Below are 21,994 nucleotides of genomic sequence, written 5' to 3' on the forward strand. Positions count from 1 at the left end.
AGCTAACCGACATGTCGCTTTGAATGATTGAGTCCTACATACCTGAGATGAACAAAACCCCTCAAGGCTATACGCTCCTTAGATCTCTATCACTCTGTTTTTGACCACTGTAATCATGATTCTAGCTATCACTTCGACCTTGTTTTGCATCGTTACCATCAAGTTTTTAATCACACTTGCCAATTTAGCGCGCCATCGCGTTCACATTACGCCTAAAATTTCGTTGAACCGAACCAAGTGGCCAACCGTGTCCATTATTATCCCTGCGAGAAATGAAGAAGATAATATTGAGACCAGCCTCAGTTCGCTAATGAAGCAAAACTACCCAAGAGACAGGTTTGAAATCATCGTGGTTGATGATTTTTCTACTGATTCGACAAGAACTATTGTTGATAGGCTAATCGACGCGTCGAGTGTTAACGTTCGTTGTATATCAGGAAGAAAGTTACCGCCCAATTGGCTAGGGAAAAGCAACGCCTGCATGGTGGGCTCACTGCAAGCAACCGGTGAGTATTTGTATTTTATCGATGCTGATACCAAGTCTGAACCCTTGATGCTACAGAGCGTTATCCATTTCGCCTCAAGACACAAAACGGATTTGCTGTCGTTCAACCCTAGACAAGCATTCACATCAACCGTTGAGAAAATCACCCTACCCGGCATATTTCTTTCAATCGCGTCTTATATGAACTTCAAGAACGCAAACGACAAGTCAAAAGCAGAAGCTATTGCTAACGGCCAAGCCATGCTTTTTACACGAAAGTCATACGATGCGGTAGGTGGACATACTGCGGTAGCCAGCGAGATATCCGAAGACATCGCTTTTGCAAAACTAATGAAGATGTGCGGACTAAAAACGTTTTGGGCTTTTGCGGACGATCTCATGAGTACTCATATGTATTCCGACTTTGGTTCGATTTGGGCGGGCTTCTCCAAAAACATGAATCTTATTGTAAATTGCCAATCAAGATTCGGAGTACTTTGCGCATTCATAAAAACAAATGTCATTGCATGGGCAGTCCCGGTGATGTTGCTTGTATCAACTCAGCATTTCATCGGCGACCCGTCATCATTCAACACCTATTCCTTAGCGATCAATGCTCTGATGTTGCTCGCTTCCGTTGTCACTTATCTTATTTTGGTTAAAGAGCTCTTTATACCAGCTCGTTATGCGCTAACCGTACCTTTGGGGATTTCGTTGCAAAGCTTGTTGATTCTTAACAGCTATCGTTTATCAAAGAACAATAAAGTCACTTGGAAAGGGCGATCACTGTCATGATCAGTAAGATTCTAACTTTCATAATCATAGTGACGTCCTTTTCAGCTTTAGCGTCGGATGCCAATGAGTGGAAGCTCGTACGCGATAAAAAAGGCATCGAAGTCTACAACCGAAAAATTGAAGGTAACGACTTTAAAGAATTTCGTGCAGAAGCTGATATCAAAGCCAACCTTACTTCAATCATCGCTTTGTTTACGGATACTTCAGTAGGCACTCAATGGGTAGAGAACATTGATGAAATGGAAGAGATAGAACACTTTAGCGAAGTACACACGGTTACTAAAACTTATACAAAAGCGCCTTGGCCCGTCTCGGATCGCGAAGCCATTGTCGAGAACTATATCGAGCAAGATCCAAACACATTAACCGTGATGATTACCCAACACGGCAGACCCAATTATCAACCAAATGACAACAAACGCATCGTCAGAGTGGCTCATTTAGAGTCGCGATGGATTCTCACACCACTGGACAACAATACCACTCATATTTCTTATCAAGTGTTGAGTGACCCAGGAGGATCGATTCCATCTTGGTTAATTAATATGGTTGCGGTATCTCAACCTTACAAGACGCTTCTTGGTCTGTCTGAGATGTTGGATTCTGAGGAGTACACCGCTCGTCGCCTTGATTTCATCGAGAACTACACGTCACTTTAACAATACAATGAATATTTTAGAGGTCCATATTGTGAAATTTCCATTCTCTCCTCTCGCAGCAATATTACTTGTAACATCAAGTTCAGTATTTGCGAATCAAATCATTGTCGATACTAAAGGTGTTGATGAAACAAGGTATCACGCCGATCTGTATGAATGTGAGCAATACGCTCAACAAGTTAAGCCTGAAGAGGTCGATTCTTTTGGCAGCGATATTGTCGGTTCAACCGCTAAGGGCGCAGCGCTGGGCGCGGTTGGTGGAGGCGTCTCTGGCGGAAGTGGCCATGATGGTGCAAAAATTGGCGCTGGCATCGGTATTATCAGCGGCGCTTTAAAGCACGGCGCTCAAAAAAGACATTCCGCCGAGCTATCTGAGCAGCAGAAGTTTCAAGTGAATCGTAACTGTATGATCAGCAGAGGCTATACCGTTCTTAACTAGCGGATAACCAAGCAAAATGGCGTTTAATCGATGTTCACGTCATTTTGCTTGGCGGACTCAAGGCTGAGTTCAACCATAGTTGCTGAATCGTCACCTTAAAGTTCGTTCAAATAGACAGCGGGCATTGACCCTTACATAAAATGGGCTTACTATTAATCGTCTTTTAACGATTATCTTAAAGTGAGCCACTTAAGTATGACTACAACATGCCAAGCAACAGATAGCTGTTCTCTACCTCTTCCGCCGAGTAATACTCAAGCAGAAAAAGAGATGGCTGCGTTAGCAAAAGCACTCGCTCATCCAGCGAGAATTCGCATACTTAGTATCTTGTCCGCTTTAGAAAAATCGGGGGGCTGCTTGAACAGCGACTTGGTTAGCGAATTAGGTTTGGCGCAATCAACAGTATCAGAGCACCTAAGAATCTTGAAAACCTCTGGTTTTATCACTGCTGAATCGATACCACCGAAAATGTGCTACCGCATTAATCGAGATAATATTCAGCAATTTGAGACGCTAATCGACACCATTTTGAAATAGATTCATCGCGCTTAGTTTGTCGAATACAGGATAAACTAAGCGTATTTTTTTATTCTTTAATATCGTTTTTCGACGATTGACGATATCAACTAAAGAGAAAATATCATGAAACCAAAGTTAGGTTTTCTAGATCGCTACTTAACACTGTGGATCTTTATTGCGATGGGGCTTGGTGTATTACTTGGCACCTTGTTCCCACAAATCGAACAGTGGAACGAATCAATGTCTGTTGGCACAACCAACATTCCACTGGCAATTGGCCTTATCTTAATGATGTACCCGCCTTTGGCTAAGGTTAACTACAGCCTATTGGGTACTGTGGTAAAAGATAAGAAAGCCATCAAACTGTCTCTGATCATGAACTGGTTGGTTGGCCCTATCCTAATGTTCGTATTAGCGCTTACATTCTTGGGTGATCACCCAGGTTACATGGTCGGTGTGATTCTGATTGGTCTTGCTCGTTGTGTGGCAATGGTTCTGGTTTGGAACGACATCGGTGGCGGTAACAAAGAGTACGGTGCGGCATTGGTTGCTCTAAATAGTGCATTCCAAGTAGTGAGCTACAGCTTTATGGCGTGGCTATTCATCAGCGTTCTTCCACCAGTATTTGGTTATGAAGGCATGATGGTTGATATCTCAATGATAGATATTGCACACAGTGTTCTTATCTACCTAGGTATCCCATTCCTAGCGGGCTTCCTAAGCCGTAAGATCCTAGTGTCGATGAAAGGCGAGCAGTGGTACAACGATGTGTTCATTCCACGCATCTCACCAATTACACTGATAGCTCTACTGGCGACTATCGTTCTGATGTTCAGCTTAAAAGGCGAGATGATTGTTGAACTACCAATGGACGTATTGTTGATCGCTGTTCCACTGACTATCTACTTCACAGCGATGTTCTTCATCAGCTTCTTCATTGGTAAAAAGATGGGCATTGAATACGACAAGAACGCATCTATTGCCTTCACAGCGACAGGTAACAACTTTGAGTTGGCTATTGCCGTAGCAATCTCTGTATTCGGTATCAACTCAGACCAAGCGTTTGCAGGCGTGATCGGCCCACTGATTGAAGTGCCAGTGTTGATTTACCTAGTGAATGTTGCGCTTAAGATGAAAGACAAGTACTACAACGGTCAAACCGTAAAGCCTAGCATCTAGAGCTACAGCGAACAAAAAGTGGCATCACTTGAAATAGAAAGGCTCACACGTTAAACGGTGAGCCTTTTATTTATTCTAGTGCATCCAATTTAAGTCTCATCCAGCTTATGTTTCGTCTAATAGGCCTTTCAATGCTTGTTCAAGCCATAGCAATGCTGGTCCTTTCGAGCGTGTTTTAGATAAAACCAAATCAACCGGAGGCGACCATGTTTTGTGATCGAATGAGACATTAATCTCCACTAAACGTTGCTTATCCAACTCCTCTTCGACAAGATGTTTAGGTAAATATGCCCAACCAATATCACTGCCGAGCACCACCTCTTTGATAACAATAAAGCTGTTTGACCACCATACCTTTCCGGCAATCAGTGGAAACTGATCCATCACCTTGCCTTTGTCTCCCCTCAACATTAACTGACGATGCGGGAGTAAATCAGAAAGCTTCGCAACACCTGTTTTTGCGAGCACATGATTAGGATGGCACACAGCAATAAACGGTAAGTGACCGATAAAGCATGGCTCAGAACCGACATCAAAAGCCAAATTGGTAAACATCAATCCAATGTCGGCCCTCTCTTCTACAATTAACGGATTGACCTCTGTCGTGGTACACGCAACCAGTTCGACTTCGGTCGCAGGGAATTGTTGACTGAACTCACTCAGGATTTTAGATAGGTTCGGGACCAATAATGAATCATCTAATGCAATTTTGATGAGCCCTTCTTCACCGCTACCCATCGCATTAACCGTCACATTCAGATCTTCAACCTGAAGTACGATCGCTTTCACCTGTTTAAATAACTGCTCGCCCGCTTTGGTTAGTGAAGGCTTTCGAGTCGAACGATCAAAAAGCTCAACATTAAAATCTATTTCAAGATTACTGATACCTTGGCTCACCGCCGATTGCACTTTGCCCAGGTGACGAGCACTGGCAGAAAATGACCCTAATTCAACGGCATACACAAACATTTTTAGCTGTTCAATGTTGTACATTCGGTGTCTCCCAACACTTACTATCATCATATGTGATGCTAACTATCTTTATATTATCACTTAAATAGATATTATCTAGCCAAGTCATTAGCCCATAGAGGCTAGAAAAACATAAAGAGAGTAAAAAGATGTCACATAAAGAACGCATGTTACACATGGTGCTATTTGAATTAGCAGCTTTGATTTTGATGGCCATGGCGGCAACTTATATTGTCGGTGGCGGAGCAGTAAAAATGGCAGGCTTGGCGCTGTCTTTATCGCTGATTGCGATGACGTGGAACTACGTCTACAACTACGGCTACGATAAAATTTACGGTGCTGACCGCAGCAAACGAACCAAAAAAACACGTATTCTGCACGGCTTAGGTTTCGAACTGGGTTTGATGTTGGTGTCATTCCCACTACTGATGTGGGTACTTCAACTCGATTTCTGGACAGTATTAATGATGGATATCGGGATTGTTATCTTCTTCGTGCTTTACGCAATTGCGTTCAACTGGGTGTATGACTCGATCCGAGCTCAGTTGGTTGCGACAGGAAAAGTTGCAGCTTTGGTATAGAGCTCCAGTCCGTAGCATGTAACTAGAACAAACACTAAATTGAAACTGCCAAACTACAACTTAGTTGGCAGTTTATTCATTTATGCATATAAGTTCATTGATTAACGCCCTTGTTACATAGCAAAAACATCACACAACCCGTCCTAATTAAGTCTAATAATCAACCACTCACGAAGTAGCATCACAAATCTAAACAGAAACTCCTCGTACCAGTTGTGCATCCGTTTACATACAGGTAATTTTAGCGGCCTCGAAACACATCAATTCGAGCAATGACGTTCATGCGAGCTTCTTTTTCGAACAAAAGTGTTCGGATTAACATTTCAAGTGACTTTAATTAACAATTTTATGCTCAAACGCTCACTTTTAATGTTCGTTTATTTTCGAGTTCGCAAATTTATGCACAATACACGTGCTAGATAAGCAAAACTAAAAAGGACTCGAACATGACAACAAATAAACACCCTTCTTTATTTGGGCAATGCTTAGCCGAATTTATCGGCACAGGGTTGCTCATATTTTTTGGCGTTGGCTGTGTGGCAGCACTGGTATTAACCGGTGCAACATTCGGACAATGGGAAATCAGCATCATCTGGGGCTTCGGTGTTGCTATCGCGATTTACTGTACTGCTGGTGTTTCTGGCGCACACATTAACCCGGCAGTGACCATCGCACTGGCAATGTTCCATGGCTTTGATAAGGCGAAAGTAGTGCCTTACATTATTTCTCAGCTACTTGGTGCATTCTGCTCTGCTGCTTTGGTTTACAGCCTGTACAGCAACCTATTCACTGACTACGAAATCGCACATAACTTCGTTCGTAGCAGCCAAGACGCACTATCAACTGCTGGTATCTTCTCGACTTACCCACATGCTTCACTCTCTTTCTTCGGCGCTTTTGCTGTGGAATTCGTGATTACTGCAGTGTTGATGTTTGCCATTTTAGCGTTAGGTGATGAGAACAACGGCGCATCTCGCGGCGCGATGAACCCACTGCTGATCGGTATTCTTATCGCGGTAATTGGTGGTTCTTTAGGTCCACTAACTGGCTTCGCAATGAACCCTGCTCGTGACTTCGGACCAAAACTTTTCGCTTACTTTGCGGGTTGGGATTTCGCATTGAGCGGTGCTCGTGATATTCCTTACTTCATCGTTCCAATTCTTGCTCCAATTGCTGGTGCGTGTTTTGGTGGTTGGTTGTACCCACGCGTTATCGGTGCTTACCTACCAGTAGAAGGCCAAGGCTGCACAATTCCAAACCAATGTGAAACAACAGAAGAAGCTGAACAAGCTCAAGCTTAATCCCTAAGCGACCCTACATTTACTAAAATATAAATAACAAAAGAAAAAGGATTCTTACCATGACCGAGCAAAAATACATTGTTGCCCTAGACCAAGGCACCACAAGCTCTCGCGCTGTAATCCTCGACCACGATGCAAACATCGTAAGCTCTTCTCAACGAGAATTTACTCAAATCTACCCGAAAGCGGGCTGGGTTGAGCATGATCCAATGGAAATCTGGGCAACTCAAAGCTCTACATTGGTTGAAGCACTTGCTAAAGCAGGCATTCGCAGCGACGAACTAGCGGGTATTGGTATCACTAACCAACGTGAAACCACCATTGTTTGGAACAAAGAAACAGGCAAGCCGGTTTACAACGCAATCGTATGGCAGTGTCGCCGTACAGCAGACATCTGTGAAGACCTAAAAGCACGTGGCCTAGAAGACTACGTACGTGACAATACTGGCTTAGTCCTTGACCCGTATTTCTCAGGTACAAAAGTAAAATGGATTCTAGACAACGTTGAAAGTGCTCGCGAAGACGCTGAAGCAGGCAAATTGCTATTCGGTACGGTTGATACTTGGTTGGTTTGGAAGATGACTCAAGGACGTGTACACGTTACGGATTACACTAACGCGTCTCGTACTATGTTATTTAACATCAACGACCTGTGCTGGGACCAGAAGCTGCTTGATGAAATGGGCATTCCAGCAGTCATGATGCCAGAAGTAAAACGCTCTTCAGAAGTATACGGTCAAACGAACCTTGGTGGTAAAGGCGGTACGCGTATCCCAATCGCGGGTATTGCAGGTGACCAACAAGCAGCACTTTACGGTCAAATGTGTGTAGAAGCTGGCCAAGCGAAGAATACTTACGGCACGGGTTGTTTCCTTCTAATGAACACAGGCCAAGAAAAAGTAACCTCGAAAAACGGCCTGTTAACAACACTGGCATGCGGCCCTAAAGGCGAACCAGCTTACGCACTGGAAGGTGCGGTATTCATGGGCGGTGCATCAATCCAATGGCTACGTGATGAAATGAAGCTGCTGGCTGGCGCAGAAGACTCTGAGTACTTTGCAACGAAAGTGGATTCTTCAAACGGCGTTTACGTAGTTCCTGCGTTTACTGGCCTAGGCGCACCATACTGGGATGCTTATGCTCGTGGTACGATTGTTGGTCTGACTCGTGGCGTTAACTCTAACCACATCATCCGTGCAACGCTGGAAGGTATTGCTTACCAAACTCGTGACGTACTTGACGCAATGCAAGCTGACTCTGGTATCAAGCTAGCAAAACTACGTGTTGATGGTGGCGCAGTAGCGAATAATTTCCTAATGCAGTTCCAATCAGACGTACTTGATACTGAAGTTCACCGCCCTGAAGTAACGGAAGTAACCGCTCTGGGTGCTGCTTACCTTGCCGGCCTAGCGGTTGGTTTCTGGGACAGCATCGACGAGCTTCAAGACAAAGCCGTTCTAGACCGTACCTTCATGCCACACCACGACGAAGAGAAGCGTAACCGCCGTTACAAAGGCTGGAAGCGTGCTATCAAGTGTGCACAGGTTTGGTCTGAACTGCACGATGACGACGAAGAGTAATCTAAGCGTGAGTTAACAGAGGAGCTCGAATAATCCCTTCATAGTTGATTAGATTGTTCGAACCTCAGTAAACGAAACTAAAAAGAGCACTATTTTGTGCTCTTTTTTGCGTTTCAGGCTCAAATCTTACGTTACGAGCACCGTTTTTGCGGTTTAGACATGATTCCTTACCATCATTACTTCTCTCTCTTCGTCAATTCGAGCACAATAGCGCGAGTTTATATTTTCGATTTTGACACGCTAGAGCCTTTGGCGTGCAGGGAGTGGTAAGTTAAGTGAAGCAGATACCAAGACACCAGCAGATTGTAGACCTGGTTAAAACACAAGGATATGTGAGTACCGATGAGCTCGTTGAAAAGTTCGATGTCAGCCCACAAACCATAAGACGAGACCTCAACGAACTGGCCGATGGCAACAAAATCCGTCGCTATCATGGTGGTGCTACGATTCCTTTAAGCTCAGAAAACACCTCGTATAACACGCGTAAAGCGCTTAATTTCAACGAAAAAGACGTGATCGCCGACGAACTGGTTAAGCACATCCCAGATGGTGCGACTTTGTTTGTTGATATCGGTACCACACCAGAATCAGTTGCACGTGCACTCAACAAAAATCACAAACAGTTAAGAGTCGTCACCAACAACATTAACGTGGCGAGCATCCTTCTGCCGAATCCTGAGATAAAGGTTATCTTGGCGGGTGGCGAAGTAAGAAACCGCGACGGCGGTATTGTCGGTGAAGCGACACTCGATTTCGTAAAGCAATTCCGTCTTGATTTCGGCATATTGGGGATCAGTGGTATCGACTTTGATGGCTCACTGCTCGATTTTGACTATCACGAAGTTCGAGTGAAACAAGCCATCATCGAGAACAGCCGCAGCATCTTCTTAGCCGTTGACCACACAAAGTTTGGCCGCAATGCGATGGTTAAACTCGGCAATATCTCCCAGGCGCATATGGTGTTTACCAACAAACAGCCACCAGAAGAGATTCTGAACATCCTTAAAGATTCAGCAATTCCGTTAGAAATTATCGATACTGCTCAGCCTTCAACTTCAGGCGAATAGCCTCTGCTAATCCAAGCTAGATTAAGTTGAGCTAAATTAAGTAAAGCTCTCTCATTCATTGAGCAATCAAAGCCAGATCTATTGATAAAACACTTTATCGATAGCTGGCTTTTTTAGTAACTGAACCAACAATACTTGATCCCTGTTCGTGTCACTTCTATGCTCGAATAAGTTTTATTTGAACCTCTGCTTTCATAAGCAGAGGTTTTTTTATGCTCAAATCACATAAAACGCGCATAAACGAAAATAATAAATGACCGCAAACGAAAGTTAAGATAGGATTCACTTATGTTCTAAAATGCTCGTTCGCTCAGCAAGAGGTCAAAATCATGAGTGCTCAACAAAATAATTCAAACAACAGTACATCTTCCACTTTAGACTTGATCGTGATTGGCGGCGGCATCAATGGTGCAGGCATCGCGGCAGATGCAGCAGGTCGTGGTCTCAACGTTGGCTTATACGAAGCAAATGACTTTGCTTCTGCTACTTCATCTGCAAGTTCAAAACTGATCCACGGTGGTTTACGTTACCTTGAACATTACGAGTTTCGTTTGGTTTCGGAAGCGCTTGCAGAACGCGAAGTATTGTTAAGAAAAGCACCTCATGTTGCTCAGCCAATGCGTTTCCGTTTACCTCATCGACCATTTTTACGCCCAGCTTGGATGATCCGCTGTGGCCTATTCCTTTACGATAACTTGGGTAAACGCACCACACTTCCCGGAAGTAAAACGGTAAACCTAGCGAAATCAGGTTTACTGAAGCCAGAAATGAAAACAGGTTTCGAATACTCAGATTGCTGGGTAGATGATGCGCGCATGGTATTGCTCAACGTGTTAGCGGCGAAAGAGAACAACGCTGAAATACGTAACTACTGCCGTGTTGAAAAAGCGCACCGTGAAGGCGGTATCTGGCATGTGACGATCCTTGATGTGATGACAAACCAACGCTTTGAACGTAAAGCAAAAGCGCTAGTGAATGCAGCAGGCCCTTGGGTTAAGCAATTCTTTGATGATGGATTAGAGCAGGCTTCGCCTCGTAATATTCGTTTGATCAAAGGTTCACACATTGTTGTGCCACGCATTCATGACGAACCACAAGCGTACATTCTACAAAACAAAGATAATCGTATTGTGTTCATGATCCCTTACCTAGATAAGTTCTCGATCATCGGTACTACCGACCTTGAATACAAAGGCGATCCACGTAACGTCGCAATTGATGATGTCGAAGTGGATTACTTGATTGATATTGTTAACCAACACTTTGTTAAACAGCTTGGCCGTGAAGATGTGGTTTGGACATACAGTGGCGTAAGACCGCTTTGTGACGACGAATCTGATTCACCGCAAGCGATCACTCGTGACTACACATTGGAATTAGACGCAGAGCTAGATCAAGCACCACTGCTTTCGATCTTCGGCGGCAAACTAACCACTTACCGTAAACTAGGCGAAGCAGCACTTAAGAAGTTAGAACCACACCTAACCAACATGGGTGCGCCTTGGACAGCCAACAACACGCTTCCAGGCGGTAACTTCAGCTGTAGCAGAGAGCAACTGGCGACCATGATCCACACTAAATACCCTTGGGCATCTGAAGCGTTATTGCTTCGCTACGTGACTCAATTCGGTACTTACACGTGGAAACTACTGGAAGGTGCGAATAGCGAAGCTGACCTTGGCATCCAGTTCTCAAGCGAGGCACATGGCGTTTATCAAGTTGAAATCGATTACTTGATCAATGAAGAGATGGCGATGACTGACGAAGATATTTTGTGGCGCAGAACCAAGCTAGGCCTTTACATGAGCGAATCAGAGCAGCAAACGGTGACTGATTACTTGAAAGAGAAGCTACAAAGCAAAGTCGTGAGCTTTTCTCAAGTCGGCTAATTCCACCAGCCAACAATACGGTTCAAGAACCTGATTATCACGAAGCTTAGCGTCCCCCGCGCTAAGCTTTTTTATTGTCTGCTATTTCGCTCTGAGTGAGACTTTGTTCGCACTTCCATTTTCAACAAAATCTAAATAGTGTTTTATTAATCTGCTTGATTATCAACTTCACAAAAGGTTGCTATTCTTTATCTCAACGAAACAACACATTCAAAAACGCTCGCGATGTCAGCGCTTTAATAAGGAATCTATTCCATGCAAAAAGTTATCCTGATCACTGGCTCTACCGATGGTATCGGCTTCGAAACGGCAAAAGTACTCGTTCAACAAGGTCACCACGTTTTATTGCATGGACGTAACCCAAGCAAACTAAAAGATGTTGAGCAGCAGCTTGTAACTCTCTCTACTGAAGCAAAAATCCAAAGCTACGTGGCAGACTTGTCTGTTTTGGCTGATGTGGATGCGTTGGCTGACGAAGTGATTGCTGAGCACGAGAAAATTGACGTACTGATTAACAACGCAGGCGTGTTCAACACTCCGAATCCAATCACTAAAGATGGTTTGGATGTTCGTTTTGCTGTAAACACGGTGTCGCCGTATCACCTAACCAAGCGCCTGCTGCCGGTGCTAGGCTCATCTAGCCGCGTGGTTAACCTGTCTTCAGCTGCGCAAGCCGCAGTGAGCATCGAAGCGCTAGAAGGTAAAAAACCGCTTTCTGATGGCGACGCTTACGCACAAAGCAAACTGGCGATCACTATGTGGACTCGTGAAATGGCAAAAGAATTAGGTTCTACAGGTCCAATGGTGGTTGCAGTAAATCCAGCTTCGTTACTAGGCAGTAAGATGGTGAAAGACGCTTACGGCATTGCCGGTGGTGACCTGAGCATCGGTTCTGATATTCTAGTTCGCGCATCATTGTCTGATGAGTTCGCACAAGCGGGTGGCAAATACTTTGATAACGACAACAATACTTTTGCTAACCCGCACCCAGATGCAATTTACGGTGACAAGTCGCAGCAAGTTATCGCTAAAATTGATGAGATCATCGCAGCAACGCTTTCTTAATGACAGCTACGCTCAATTGATTTTCTGATTCCAAGAAAAACGCCCTCCGCTTCTAATATATTCACTTAGAAGCGGAGGGCTTTTTCGTTAAATCGGTTTACCTCTACTTTTGCTCCCAATACGGCGGGTTGCCATAGTATTCAGAGAAGTAGTCAATGAAGGCTCTCACCTTGGGTGCAAGTAACCTTGTGCTAGGGTACACCGCCCAAATCGCGGGCTCTGAGGTTAATGGGTAATCTTCTAATATTTGAATCAGTTGACCACTTTTCAGTTGCTCATACGCACACCAATTCGACGTCACCGTGATACCCAACCCACCAATAGTAGCATCACGCAGTGCTTCGCCGTTATCCGCTCTAAAAGATCCTGAAGCCTTGATCGTTTTAGGTCCGTTTTCAGTGTGAAAAGTCCAGCTTTCTAAGCCAATCAAACTAATACACTGGTGGTCATTAAGATCTTGAGGGGTGGCTGGCTTGCCGTATTTGATTAGATAATCAGGCGATGCACACACAACACGTTTGTCTGTCGCGAGCTTACGAGCAATAAGTGTCGAATCTTTCAGTTCAGAGATTCGAATTGCGATATCGAAGCCGCCTTCTACAAGATCAACCATAGAGTCTGACAATCTGAAATCAACTTTCAAACCCGGGTAACGCTCAAGAAAGCCAGGCAATGCCGGAACAAGATGCAAACGCCCAAAAGACGCAGATGCCGTAACGCGCAACGTTCCGGTTGGTGAATCACAGCCCACACCGACCGCCGATTTGGCAGCATCGACACTCGATAACACCTCTTCAGCGTGAGGTAAGAATGCTTCTCCCTCCTCTGTTAAAGACACCTTACGAGTGGTGCGGTGGACCAAGCGAACGCCTAAATTGTCTTCCAATTTACTGATGTGCGAGCTTGCAACAGCAGGAGATAAACCAAGCTCTTGCCCAGCCATGCTGATGTTATGTGTGGAAGCTAAACGAACAAACAACTTGAGGTGTTCAATATTCATGTGATTACCAATAAAATATTAAAAATCGTGTACTAGTAACCCTCATTATGCGTCATTCACATAACAATACAACGTGTTAACTCAGTTGAATTGTGAAGATCTTATTGAACCAAAACGAAAAAAACTCCCGAAGGAGTTTTTGGTCTAAGTCTGCAATTCGCCATTTAGCTAATCAACAAAACTACCCGCTCACTAGCCAGTTAAACGTGCATGCAGTGCATCTTTCAGTACAGAACGATCGTGTTTCAGTTGGTGCATCGAGCCGTCATCAATGGGTGAATCTTTCAGCTCAAGCTTACGAATCTCTTTATCAAGGTTGTCGTATGTCTTCATGTCTGCAGCAAAGCCATCGTCAGTTTTAACAAGCTCAGCAATTTTATCTTTCATTTCAGGAAATTCGTGAACAAGAGAATGATTTTCACCTAGCATAGAAACCTCTTAAGTTGAGTAAAGTGATTGGTATTAAACATATTCATTATTTACCTTAGCAAGGGACTCAAATAACAAATGAGATCCAGTACACAGCATAGAACATAAAACAACCAACCTAATATTCACAAGCACATGAACATCACATCACATCACATCACATCACATCACATCACATCACATCACCATTTAAGCAATAAAAAAGCTCTGTAAAACTACAGAGCTCGATTAAATACTCACAGGCAAGGTTGAGTTAACTACTACACCCTTGAGTATGAACTCGGTTCATGTCGTCACCGACTTGTGCTTCTTGAGACCCTGTCGATTGGCATCCCGCCACAAACAATAACGTCACAGATAAGATAAGCCATTTCATAATAAATCCTCTTTTGGTCATGACTAAAGCATAGTGCTTAAAAGCGCGGATACCTCAGCCATTAACTAAAGCCTTACCTGCCGATAAAGCCTTGGTTAATGAACAAAGCATCGCTTCATTAATTAACGACCTGCTTTTGTACAAAAAACTTTCACTCAACTGAATAAAAATCGCACAAAGTAAAAGAAGAATAGCTGTGGAGCCATGACGAGGATTTTAAAAATGAGTCGCTATAAGCTAGTCACTCGTTGCCAAACGCACTGCCGCTTCTGCATGGATGGCAGTGGTATCAAACAGTGGCACATCGGTGTGTTGCTGTTGAATCAGTAGCGCGATTTCAGTACATCCTAGAATCACAGCCTCAGCCCCTTGTTGGCTTAGCTTCTCAATGATTTGACGATATACATCTCGAGATTCTTCTTTTACTTCACCTCGACACAACTCTTGATAAATGATGTTGTGGACTTGCTTTCGGTCACTCTCATCAGGAATGACGACATCGATTCCAAATTGATTGCTCAGGCGCCCTTTGTAGAAATCTTGCTCCATTGTGAAAGCGGTACCGAGTAATCCGACTTTCTTCACGCCCTGCTCAAGCAACTTCTGCGCCGTGGTATCAGCGATGTGCAAGATAGGAATCGTGATCTTCTCTTCGATCTCAGGAACGACCTTATGCATGGTATTAGTACAGATCAAGATGAAGTCCGCCCCGCCCTTCTCTACCGATAAAGCCGCGTCCGATAATATATCTGCTGTCTCTGCCCAACGACCTTGGTGTTGCAGCTTTCCTATCTCATCGAAGTTCACGCTATACATACAAACCTTTGCAGAATTGAGCCCGCCAAGCGCGGCTTTTACACCCTCGTTAATGGATTTATAGTAGCTCATTGTCGATTCCCAACTCATGCCGCCAAGCAATCCGATCGTTTTCATTTTTCTATTCCTTTAATTTCTGACTATCCCGATTAAAGCGTCATGCGTTGAAAATTTATAGTACGTTCTTGCTTAAAGCGAGCCTAAACCTCCGTTCACAAAAAAGGCTCGAATCAAAAATCCGAGCCTTTGTGCTTTTATCAAAGGAAACCTTGGCGTTAGTACACCTCACACCAATCGGCTTTCATGTCGATCAACGTCCAATCATCTCTAGAGTTCGCTTCATCGAGTGCTTTATCCAACTTACCAACATGAGACTTACGATCGTACTGCCACTCACGCTCGGCATCGGTATGGTGAACAATCATAGCCATTGAGTTCGGTTGGCTCGTTGCCCACTGCATCATCGCTTGGTCACCGTCTGAGTTACCTACGGCTAAAATAGGCTTCTTACCGATAATATGCTGAATGTTAGTGACCTTTCCGGCTTTGTCATCGATGGTCAAAATGGACGAATCTTTGGTCACCGTCGGATTACCATCGTTGTAGCTGTAGTTGTATTTAAGCGCGCTACCAATAATCTGCTCTGGCGGGATGTTATAAGCTTGCGGAGCCCACGCTCGCATGAAGTCAACGCCACCACCCGACACAATGTAAGTTTTAAAATCATGATCTTGCAGGTAGGTCAGCATCTCTTTCATTGGCTGATAAGTCAGATCTGTGTACGCTTTATTGAAGCGCTCGTCTTTTGCTACCGCTAACCATTGCTTAACGTCTTGCTGGTATTGTTCAACTGTCATACCAGAATGTGTCGCCATGATGATTTTCAATAACCCTTCTTCACCGCTGCCAAGAACGCTCTCAATATCCCCTTCAAGTACAAACTTAAACGGTGCTTCCGTTTTCCATTCAGGGTGCTCTGGCGCCATCTCTTTTACACGGTCCAACGCAAACGCCAATTGGAAGTAGTAAGGCTTTTCTGACCAAAGCGTACCGTCGTTATCAAATACGGCGATGCGATTTTCAATTGCCACAAACGTATCAGACTCAGCTTTGGTGGCTTGCCCAACAAAGTCGACGATAGCTGTTTTACTCTCGCTGTCCTTCCAAGAAGGCAGCAAATTGGGGTCACAATCTTTAGCAAAAGATGAGAAAGAGAGACTGGATAAAATCGCGACTGACAAAAGGGTTATTTTCTTCATAGCACTACCATGTTGTTGAATTAATTACCGGGTTTAATGTAATTCATCCTAGTTGGTCTACTCTGATTTTCCACTTATGGACACTATAACCAATGTTCATGTTGGTATTAGATTAGTGCCACAACGAAGACTGGCTGGGTGCCCTGCGATGTATTTATCGATAATTTAAATTTGAAAAGAGAACAAATAACAAAAAGCAGAACTTCAATTTCTCAAAGTTCTGCTTTTTTAATTCGTTACGGCTTACGCTCTGCGCTTTTTGAAAGCGTGCCAGCCAGCGCTGAGAATTGTTTTTAACACCACACCTAATGCGCTTAGTTTAGGGTCGGCATTCTTGCCAGAGGCAATGCGCCACATCTGATGTTCATACCAAACCAGCCCGACCATCGCCACTTTGTCTAAAGCGGGCTTTCCTGTGGTTGGCACCGTTAACGGCATGCCGTGGCTAGGGTTTTCAATTAACTTGTTAGGGAAATCAGGATCAACCGCCATTGTGCGCGCAATACCAATAAAATCGGTCGCCGAGGAGTTTAATGCTTCATTCATTGCTTGCGCGGTTCGAAAACCTCCCGTGACCACCAGCGGCGTGCTCACAAGCTTTCTCGCCTTAACCATGTAATCCATAAAATAGGCTTCACGCTTTACTGTACTGGTCTTCAATGGCTCGGCTTTGTTTTTTGAGCCCATCATTAATGGGCTTTCATAGGTGCCGCCGGAGATCTCAATCAGATCGATACCGTTATCACTCAGTGTTTGCACAACCTGCATCGATTCTTCTTCAGTGAAGCCTCCTTTCATAAAGTCGGCGCTGTTGAGCTTAATTCCGACAGGGAAATCGTCATCAACCTCTCTTCGAATCGCGCGATAAACCTCAAGTACGAAACGAAGTCTGTTTTCGAGTGAGCCACCCCATTTGTCTTGACGTTGATTGTGTCTCGAAGACAAAAACTGACTCACAAGATAACCATGAGCACCGTGAATCTGCACGCCAGTAAAACCGGCTTGTTTTGCAAGCTTTGCGCTCAGCGCGAACTTATCAATGATTGCGATTATTTCCGTCTCAGTCAGAGCTCGTGGCGTATTGAAGCCTTTTTCTAATCCACGCTCTAAAGAGATAGCCGAAGGAGCTACGGGGCTATCACATAAGAATTTAGGGATTTGCTTACCGGGATGATTCAATTGCATCCATATTTGCGAACCATTCTGTGTTCCAGCCTTCGCCCACTCACGAAATATGGTTAAATCACTGTGCTCATCCAACACAACGTTTTTAGGTTCACCAAGTGCACCTCTGTCGACCATCACGTTGCCCGTCATGGATAGACCAATTCCCCCTCGAGCCCAACGCTGGTAAAGCGTGACTAAACCTTGCTTAGGGTTATGGTGTTTATCACCTAGCTGCTCACTCATTGCCGATTTGAACAGGCGATTTTTGATTACTTGGCCATTAGGAAGAGAGAAAGGGACATTGAGGGAGATCGGATTCATGCGCGCGGTTACTTTCTTTTGTTCTATAAGTTGGGTTCAGTATGCCCTATTTTATCCGACAATTCTGAGCATTTAACGTCTATATCGAAGCAAGTTTTGCTCAATAATAAATGCCAGCTGCATAACAGTTGGCATTAATCGATTATAAACAGAATTTCAAAAATCGGAGCTGGCACTGCGAGGTCACGCTGACAAGAAAGGCTCACCCTCCCCTTTACGCTCATGGTAATTGTCGTTATTGTAATTTTCTACGTCATCATCACAAGGACTGGCTGAGAGTTATGAACAGCACGATTGAAACTATTCTGGGGCACCGCTCCATTCGTCAATATACAGATCAACCAATAGAGCAACAGCACCTCGATTTAATTGTTCAGGCAGGCCTTGCCGCGTCATCATCGAGCTTACTGCAAGCTGTTTCCATTATCAGAATCACGGACAAAGAGAAGCGTAAGCTGCTAGCCGAATACGCAGGTAACCAAGCTTACGTTGAAAATGCGGCCGAGTTTTTGGTGTTCTGTATCGACTATCAACGCCACGCTCAGATTAACCCTGAAGTGAAAACCGACTTTACCGAGCTTACCCTGATTGGCGCGGTAGATTCTGGCATCATGGCGCAAAATTGCATGTTGGCTGCTGAGTCACTAGGCTTAGGTGGCGTGTACATTGGTGGCCTGCGTAACAGCGCGCAACAAGTCGATGAACTGTTAGAACTTCCACAACACACCGCCGTGTTATTCGGGATGTGCTTAGGTCACCCGGCACAACAACCAGAGGTTAAACCTCGCCTTCCTGCACACGTGGTGATGCACGAAAACCAATACCAACCGCTGAGCCTAGATGACATTGCCAGCTACGATGATTCAATGCAGAGCTACTACGCAAACCGTTCAAGCAACCAAAAGCAGAGCAGTTGGTCACAACAGATCACTCAAAAGCTGTCTGGCGAATCTCGCCCACATATCCTGCCTTACTTGAACAGTAAGCAGTTGACTAAGCGATAGACCGTTAAACGATTTCAGCAAACAGCAGCACAAACAAAAATGTCAGCGTATTATGCGCTGATATTTTTCATTTCTACGGTGCTAACTCTTTTACAAGTATTTCTCAATCGGTAGCAGTTGTAAGAAACCTGATTGCATCCGTTCCCACTTGCCGGTTTCTGGTTCGCTGTCCCAGCTTTGTTCACCTGAATACCAATACACGTCACCGTCTTCAAGCTCCAAGCGCCAGCTATTGTCTTCGCTCATCGCCTGCTCAATAGTTTCAGCTAGCGTTTCAGCAATCGCTTTGTTCTCGATGATTAACACTGATTCAGTGTTTAGGTAGGTCGAACGCAGGTTAAAGTTAAATGAGCCAATACTCGCGATACTGCGGTCAAACACGACAGATTTAGCATGTAAGCCATAAGCAGTCTCAGGTGCGCACTTAGATACGTCTTGGGTAGATGCTTCACACAACTTGGAATCTGGTTTTAACTCAAACAAATCGATGCCATGTTCTAGCATGTCGTAGCGTCGACCCGCGTAAGCAGAATGATTAGTCACCAGATCATTAGAGGCCATTGAGTTGGTCAGTGCTTTTATCTCAACGCCCTCATTGTTCAAATTTTGCCACTCACCTAGCTGGCCGTCATCGAATACCAAGTAAGCTGATTCAAGCAAGATCTCTTGTTTCGATTCGCTTGCTAACTGCCCTAGTAAGATTGCCGTTTCTTTCGGTTGATCGGTATTGTCTGAATCGACAGGCACAGGGCGATCGTAAGCAAAACGCGCATTCACCCAAGTCATCTCATCAAGCGCCTCTTTCAGCAAGATACCTGCCGCTTCACGATTTAATGGTAACGCTGGGTAATTTTTGTATTGCGGAACGGTTATATCGTCAATCTTTGAAAGATCCGGTTGTTCGTCGTCACCCAACATATCGACAGGGTAAGACCAACGACTGTCCCAATATTCAATAAAGCTGGTTTGGATAGTGGTAACGACTGTACCCATCACCAATACATCACGATCTCGGAAGTTGATTTCATCAGAAAGGTCAAAGTATTCATCACCAATATTACGTCCACCCACTACAGACAAGGTGCCGTCTACGGTAAATGACTTGTTGTGCATACGGCGGTTTAAGCGAGAGAAATCACCAAGGAAGCTCAACCACTTACTGAAACCACGACGTGTTGGCGTTGGGTTGAAGATTCGGATCTCGACGTTCGAGTGTGCGTCGAGTGCTGATAACAACCCTTCGCGCTCGTTGAGGTTGATGTCATCCAACATTACTCGAACTTTAACACCACGGTCAGCGGCTGCTAATAAACGACTCGCTAGGTACCTACCCGATACGTCAGAGTTCCAGATGTAATATTGAATATCAATGGTGTGTTCTGCACTTTCAACCAACGCCAAACGCTCTGCTAATGCATCCCAACCGGACTCTTGTAAACGAACGGCGGTCGTCGACTGCTCTGATGTTTGAGGTTGATATTCATTCGCTAAAACCGACAAAGTGCTTGGTCCATAGGAGGTGTACGGTTCTGCTTGGTGATCGATGCCTTCTGGTAAAGAAGAACAGCCGCCCAAAATAGCGACCAAAATTAAGGTTAAACTGATGCGTTGGAGCACAGGCATGTGTCTGACTTCCTTTTCACGATGACGTCTTTAGAAACTGTCCCGACAGCTTTGCGACTCACAAGCTGTTCAGGTCTATTCATTGATTATTACTGCTAAAGACTGAAATTTATAGGTAATTATCCACTATAAATGAAACATCAGTAATTCATCGTTGGCAACGCCCTCCCTCTCATTAAAATTTTTGCGGAGAAATCATGAAAATTTCAACTGTTCGATACCCAAGCAGTATAGACCTAAAGGTTTTTTCACCATCTCGACCGTAATCTCTGTTTTATCTGGGTTGCAGTTCAAGGCAAGCGCATAACCATGCAGATAGTCCACCAGTAAATGAAGGGCATTTTCGGTTTGCTCTGATGTGAGATTAAGTGGGTTCATCACCGCTTCAAAGCGCTCGCTAAACACCTCAACTGGCCCAAGAGATTTCATTGTCAGCAGGGTTTCGAGCAACCCACGATAGTCATTCAACATCGACAGGTAACTCACGCTGAGTTGATAAAGGTTCTCTTGCCACACTTGATTTTGTTGAGGCTGAGCAACTTCTCCAACCAAAGAGACAGTGATCGATTCTAAGAGATCGTTTTTATTCTTGAAATAGTGGTAAATCGCCATCGCATCGACACCGAGCTCTGTCGCCAACCCTCGAATGCTCGGTACTTTTCCAGTGTCTCGCATCATGCTTTTTGCCGTATCTAAGATCTTTTCGGCACTCAGTTGGCTTGATCCACTTTTTGGGCGACCTCGTTTTTGATCCTTGACAGTCATACCGTCACCTTTTAAACTTTATTTCTACACTGTAGAATATTTTAATTTATTACGGTGTAAATGCCAAGTTTCTCATCGATATCGGAGTTAAAAATGTCAAATATTGTATTTATCGCAACTAGCCTTGACGGTTACATTGCAGACAAGCAAGGCGGCTTAGATTGGCTGCAAGCAATTCCAAATCCAGAGGGTGATGACATGGGTTACAACGCCCATACTGATCGCATTGATGCTTTGGTCATGGGCCGCAACACGATGGATATGGTGTTGAGCTTCGGTATTGATTGGCCTTACAGCAAACCGGTATATGTGCTGAGTAACACCTTGACGGAAATGCCTAAGGAACTGGAAGGTAAAGTTTTTTTAATAAAGGGCGAGTTAACTCAGATCATCGAGGATCTGAACAGCAAAGGCATGAACAACCTTTACATTGATGGCGGCGTCACCATTCAAAACTTCATGAAAGAAGACCTGATTGACGAGCTGATCATCTCGACGATTCCCGTCGTTCTTGGTGGTGGCTCTCCTTTGTTTGGTGACTTAGTCTCTCCTCTCGACTTTACACTGAAAGGCGTCAAAACTTACTTAGATGAGATTGTACAAACTCACTACTTGCGTAAGCGTTAGACTATTGTTCATATAAAGGGAATGTAACGATCAACACTGAAAACAGTGTTCACGCAGCATAACCTTTATCGTCCCTA

The 21,994-nt window shown here is 44.4% G+C and carries 21 protein-coding genes; 13 read left to right on the top strand and 8 right to left on the bottom strand.

From position 1 onward, the window contains the following. Window positions 1-115 precede the first annotated feature (115 nt). From ITG09_21045 to arsB, 5 genes are all read left to right on the top strand, one after another. Window positions 116-1,279, top strand: coding sequence for a glycosyltransferase (locus ITG09_21045; GenBank protein UPR53876.1), 1,164 nt, complete (start codon window positions 116-118; stop codon window positions 1,277-1,279). After that, a complete protein-coding gene (locus ITG09_21050; protein ID UPR53877.1) occupies window positions 1,276-1,938 on the top strand; it encodes an START domain-containing protein in 663 nt (220 codons plus the stop codon). The genes ITG09_21045 and ITG09_21050 overlap by 4 nt, the downstream gene beginning before the upstream one ends. A 7-nt stretch (window positions 1,939-1,945) precedes the next feature. Further along, window positions 1,946-2,377: a glycine zipper family protein gene (locus ITG09_21055; protein ID UPR53878.1), complete on the top strand. Its 432-nt coding sequence runs from the start codon at window positions 1,946-1,948 to the stop codon at window positions 2,375-2,377. Window positions 2,378-2,572: 195 nt separating this feature from the next. Next, on the top strand, window positions 2,573-2,914 hold the full coding sequence (locus ITG09_21060; GenBank protein ID UPR53879.1) for a winged helix-turn-helix transcriptional regulator: 342 nt from the start codon (window positions 2,573-2,575) through the stop codon (window positions 2,912-2,914). A gap of 105 nt (window positions 2,915-3,019) precedes the next feature. Further along, window positions 3,020-4,075, top strand: a complete 1,056-nt coding sequence (gene arsB / locus ITG09_21065) for an ACR3 family arsenite efflux transporter (GenBank protein ID UPR53880.1) — start codon at window positions 3,020-3,022, stop codon at window positions 4,073-4,075. 105 nt (window positions 4,076-4,180) lie between these two features. On the opposite strand, the gene ITG09_21070 is transcribed toward arsB, so the two are convergent. Continuing rightward, window positions 4,181-5,068, bottom strand: coding sequence for a LysR family transcriptional regulator (locus ITG09_21070; protein UPR53881.1), 888 nt, complete (start codon window positions 5,066-5,068; stop codon window positions 4,181-4,183). Window positions 5,069-5,196: 128 nt separating this feature from the next. Between ITG09_21070 and ITG09_21075 the strand changes: the two genes are divergently transcribed. From ITG09_21075 to ITG09_21100, 6 genes are all read left to right on the top strand, one after another. Then, window positions 5,197-5,628 (top strand): PACE efflux transporter, encoded by a 432-nt coding sequence (locus tag ITG09_21075; GenBank protein UPR53882.1) that lies wholly within the window; start codon window positions 5,197-5,199, stop codon window positions 5,626-5,628. Window positions 5,629-6,074: 446 nt separating this feature from the next. After that, window positions 6,075-6,929: an aquaporin gene (locus ITG09_21080; GenBank protein UPR53883.1), complete on the top strand. Its 855-nt coding sequence runs from the start codon at window positions 6,075-6,077 to the stop codon at window positions 6,927-6,929. A gap of 59 nt (window positions 6,930-6,988) precedes the next feature. Beyond that, window positions 6,989-8,509, top strand: coding sequence for a glycerol kinase GlpK (gene glpK / locus ITG09_21085; GenBank protein UPR53884.1), 1,521 nt, complete (start codon window positions 6,989-6,991; stop codon window positions 8,507-8,509). Between the two features lie 275 nt (window positions 8,510-8,784). Further along, entirely contained in the window at window positions 8,785-9,576 is a 792-nt protein-coding gene (locus ITG09_21090) for a DeoR/GlpR family transcriptional regulator (protein ID UPR53885.1), read from the top strand. A gap of 329 nt (window positions 9,577-9,905) precedes the next feature. Further along, window positions 9,906-11,465 carry a glycerol-3-phosphate dehydrogenase gene (gene glpD / locus ITG09_21095; protein ID UPR53886.1) on the top strand — a complete coding sequence of 520 codons (1,560 nt, stop codon included), beginning with the start codon at window positions 9,906-9,908 and terminating at the stop codon, window positions 11,463-11,465. 255 nt (window positions 11,466-11,720) lie between these two features. Further along, window positions 11,721-12,530: an SDR family NAD(P)-dependent oxidoreductase gene (locus ITG09_21100; GenBank protein UPR53887.1), complete on the top strand. Its 810-nt coding sequence runs from the start codon at window positions 11,721-11,723 to the stop codon at window positions 12,528-12,530. 103 nt (window positions 12,531-12,633) lie between these two features. On the opposite strand, the gene ITG09_21105 is transcribed toward ITG09_21100, so the two are convergent. From ITG09_21105 to ITG09_21125, 5 genes are all read right to left on the bottom strand, one after another. Continuing rightward, window positions 12,634-13,530 (bottom strand): LysR family transcriptional regulator, encoded by an 897-nt coding sequence (locus tag ITG09_21105; GenBank protein ID UPR53888.1) that lies wholly within the window; start codon window positions 13,528-13,530, stop codon window positions 12,634-12,636. A gap of 192 nt (window positions 13,531-13,722) precedes the next feature. Then, window positions 13,723-13,959: a YdcH family protein gene (locus ITG09_21110; GenBank protein ID UPR53889.1), complete on the bottom strand. Its 237-nt coding sequence runs from the start codon at window positions 13,957-13,959 to the stop codon at window positions 13,723-13,725. A gap of 613 nt (window positions 13,960-14,572) precedes the next feature. Further along, the gene (locus tag ITG09_21115; GenBank protein UPR53890.1) at window positions 14,573-15,268 is read right to left on the bottom strand and encodes an aspartate/glutamate racemase family protein; all 696 of its coding nucleotides are present in this window, start codon (window positions 15,266-15,268) and stop codon (window positions 14,573-14,575) included. Between the two features lie 158 nt (window positions 15,269-15,426). Further along, complete coding sequence (locus tag ITG09_21120; protein ID UPR53891.1) at window positions 15,427-16,410, bottom strand: haloacid dehalogenase-like hydrolase; 984 nt, start codon at window positions 16,408-16,410, stop codon at window positions 15,427-15,429. A 243-nt stretch (window positions 16,411-16,653) separates the two neighbouring features. Further along, window positions 16,654-17,898 (bottom strand): NADH:flavin oxidoreductase/NADH oxidase family protein, encoded by a 1,245-nt coding sequence (locus tag ITG09_21125; GenBank protein ID UPR53892.1) that lies wholly within the window; start codon window positions 17,896-17,898, stop codon window positions 16,654-16,656. A gap of 281 nt (window positions 17,899-18,179) precedes the next feature. Here ITG09_21125 and nfsA point away from each other — a divergent pair, with 281 nt between their 5' ends. After that, window positions 18,180-18,902 carry an oxygen-insensitive NADPH nitroreductase gene (nfsA, locus tag ITG09_21130; GenBank protein ID UPR53893.1) on the top strand — a complete coding sequence of 241 codons (723 nt, stop codon included), beginning with the start codon at window positions 18,180-18,182 and terminating at the stop codon, window positions 18,900-18,902. 90 nt (window positions 18,903-18,992) lie between these two features. On the opposite strand, the gene ITG09_21135 is transcribed toward nfsA, so the two are convergent. Both ITG09_21135 and ITG09_21140 read right to left on the bottom strand, forming a co-directional pair. Then, complete coding sequence (locus tag ITG09_21135) at window positions 18,993-20,525, bottom strand: phospholipase D family protein (GenBank protein UPR53894.1); 1,533 nt, start codon at window positions 20,523-20,525, stop codon at window positions 18,993-18,995. Window positions 20,526-20,720: 195 nt separating this feature from the next. Beyond that, window positions 20,721-21,290, bottom strand: coding sequence for a TetR/AcrR family transcriptional regulator (locus ITG09_21140; protein UPR53895.1), 570 nt, complete (start codon window positions 21,288-21,290; stop codon window positions 20,721-20,723). Window positions 21,291-21,350: 60 nt separating this feature from the next. On the opposite strand from ITG09_21140, the gene ITG09_21145 reads away from it, so the two are divergent. After that, entirely contained in the window at window positions 21,351-21,917 is a 567-nt protein-coding gene (locus ITG09_21145; GenBank protein ID UPR53896.1) for a dihydrofolate reductase, read from the top strand. Window positions 21,918-21,994: the final 77 nt, after the last annotated feature.

Source organism: Vibrio cyclitrophicus (genome assembly GCA_023206055.1).
Classification (GTDB): Bacteria; Pseudomonadota; Gammaproteobacteria; order Enterobacterales; family Vibrionaceae; genus Vibrio; species Vibrio cyclitrophicus_A.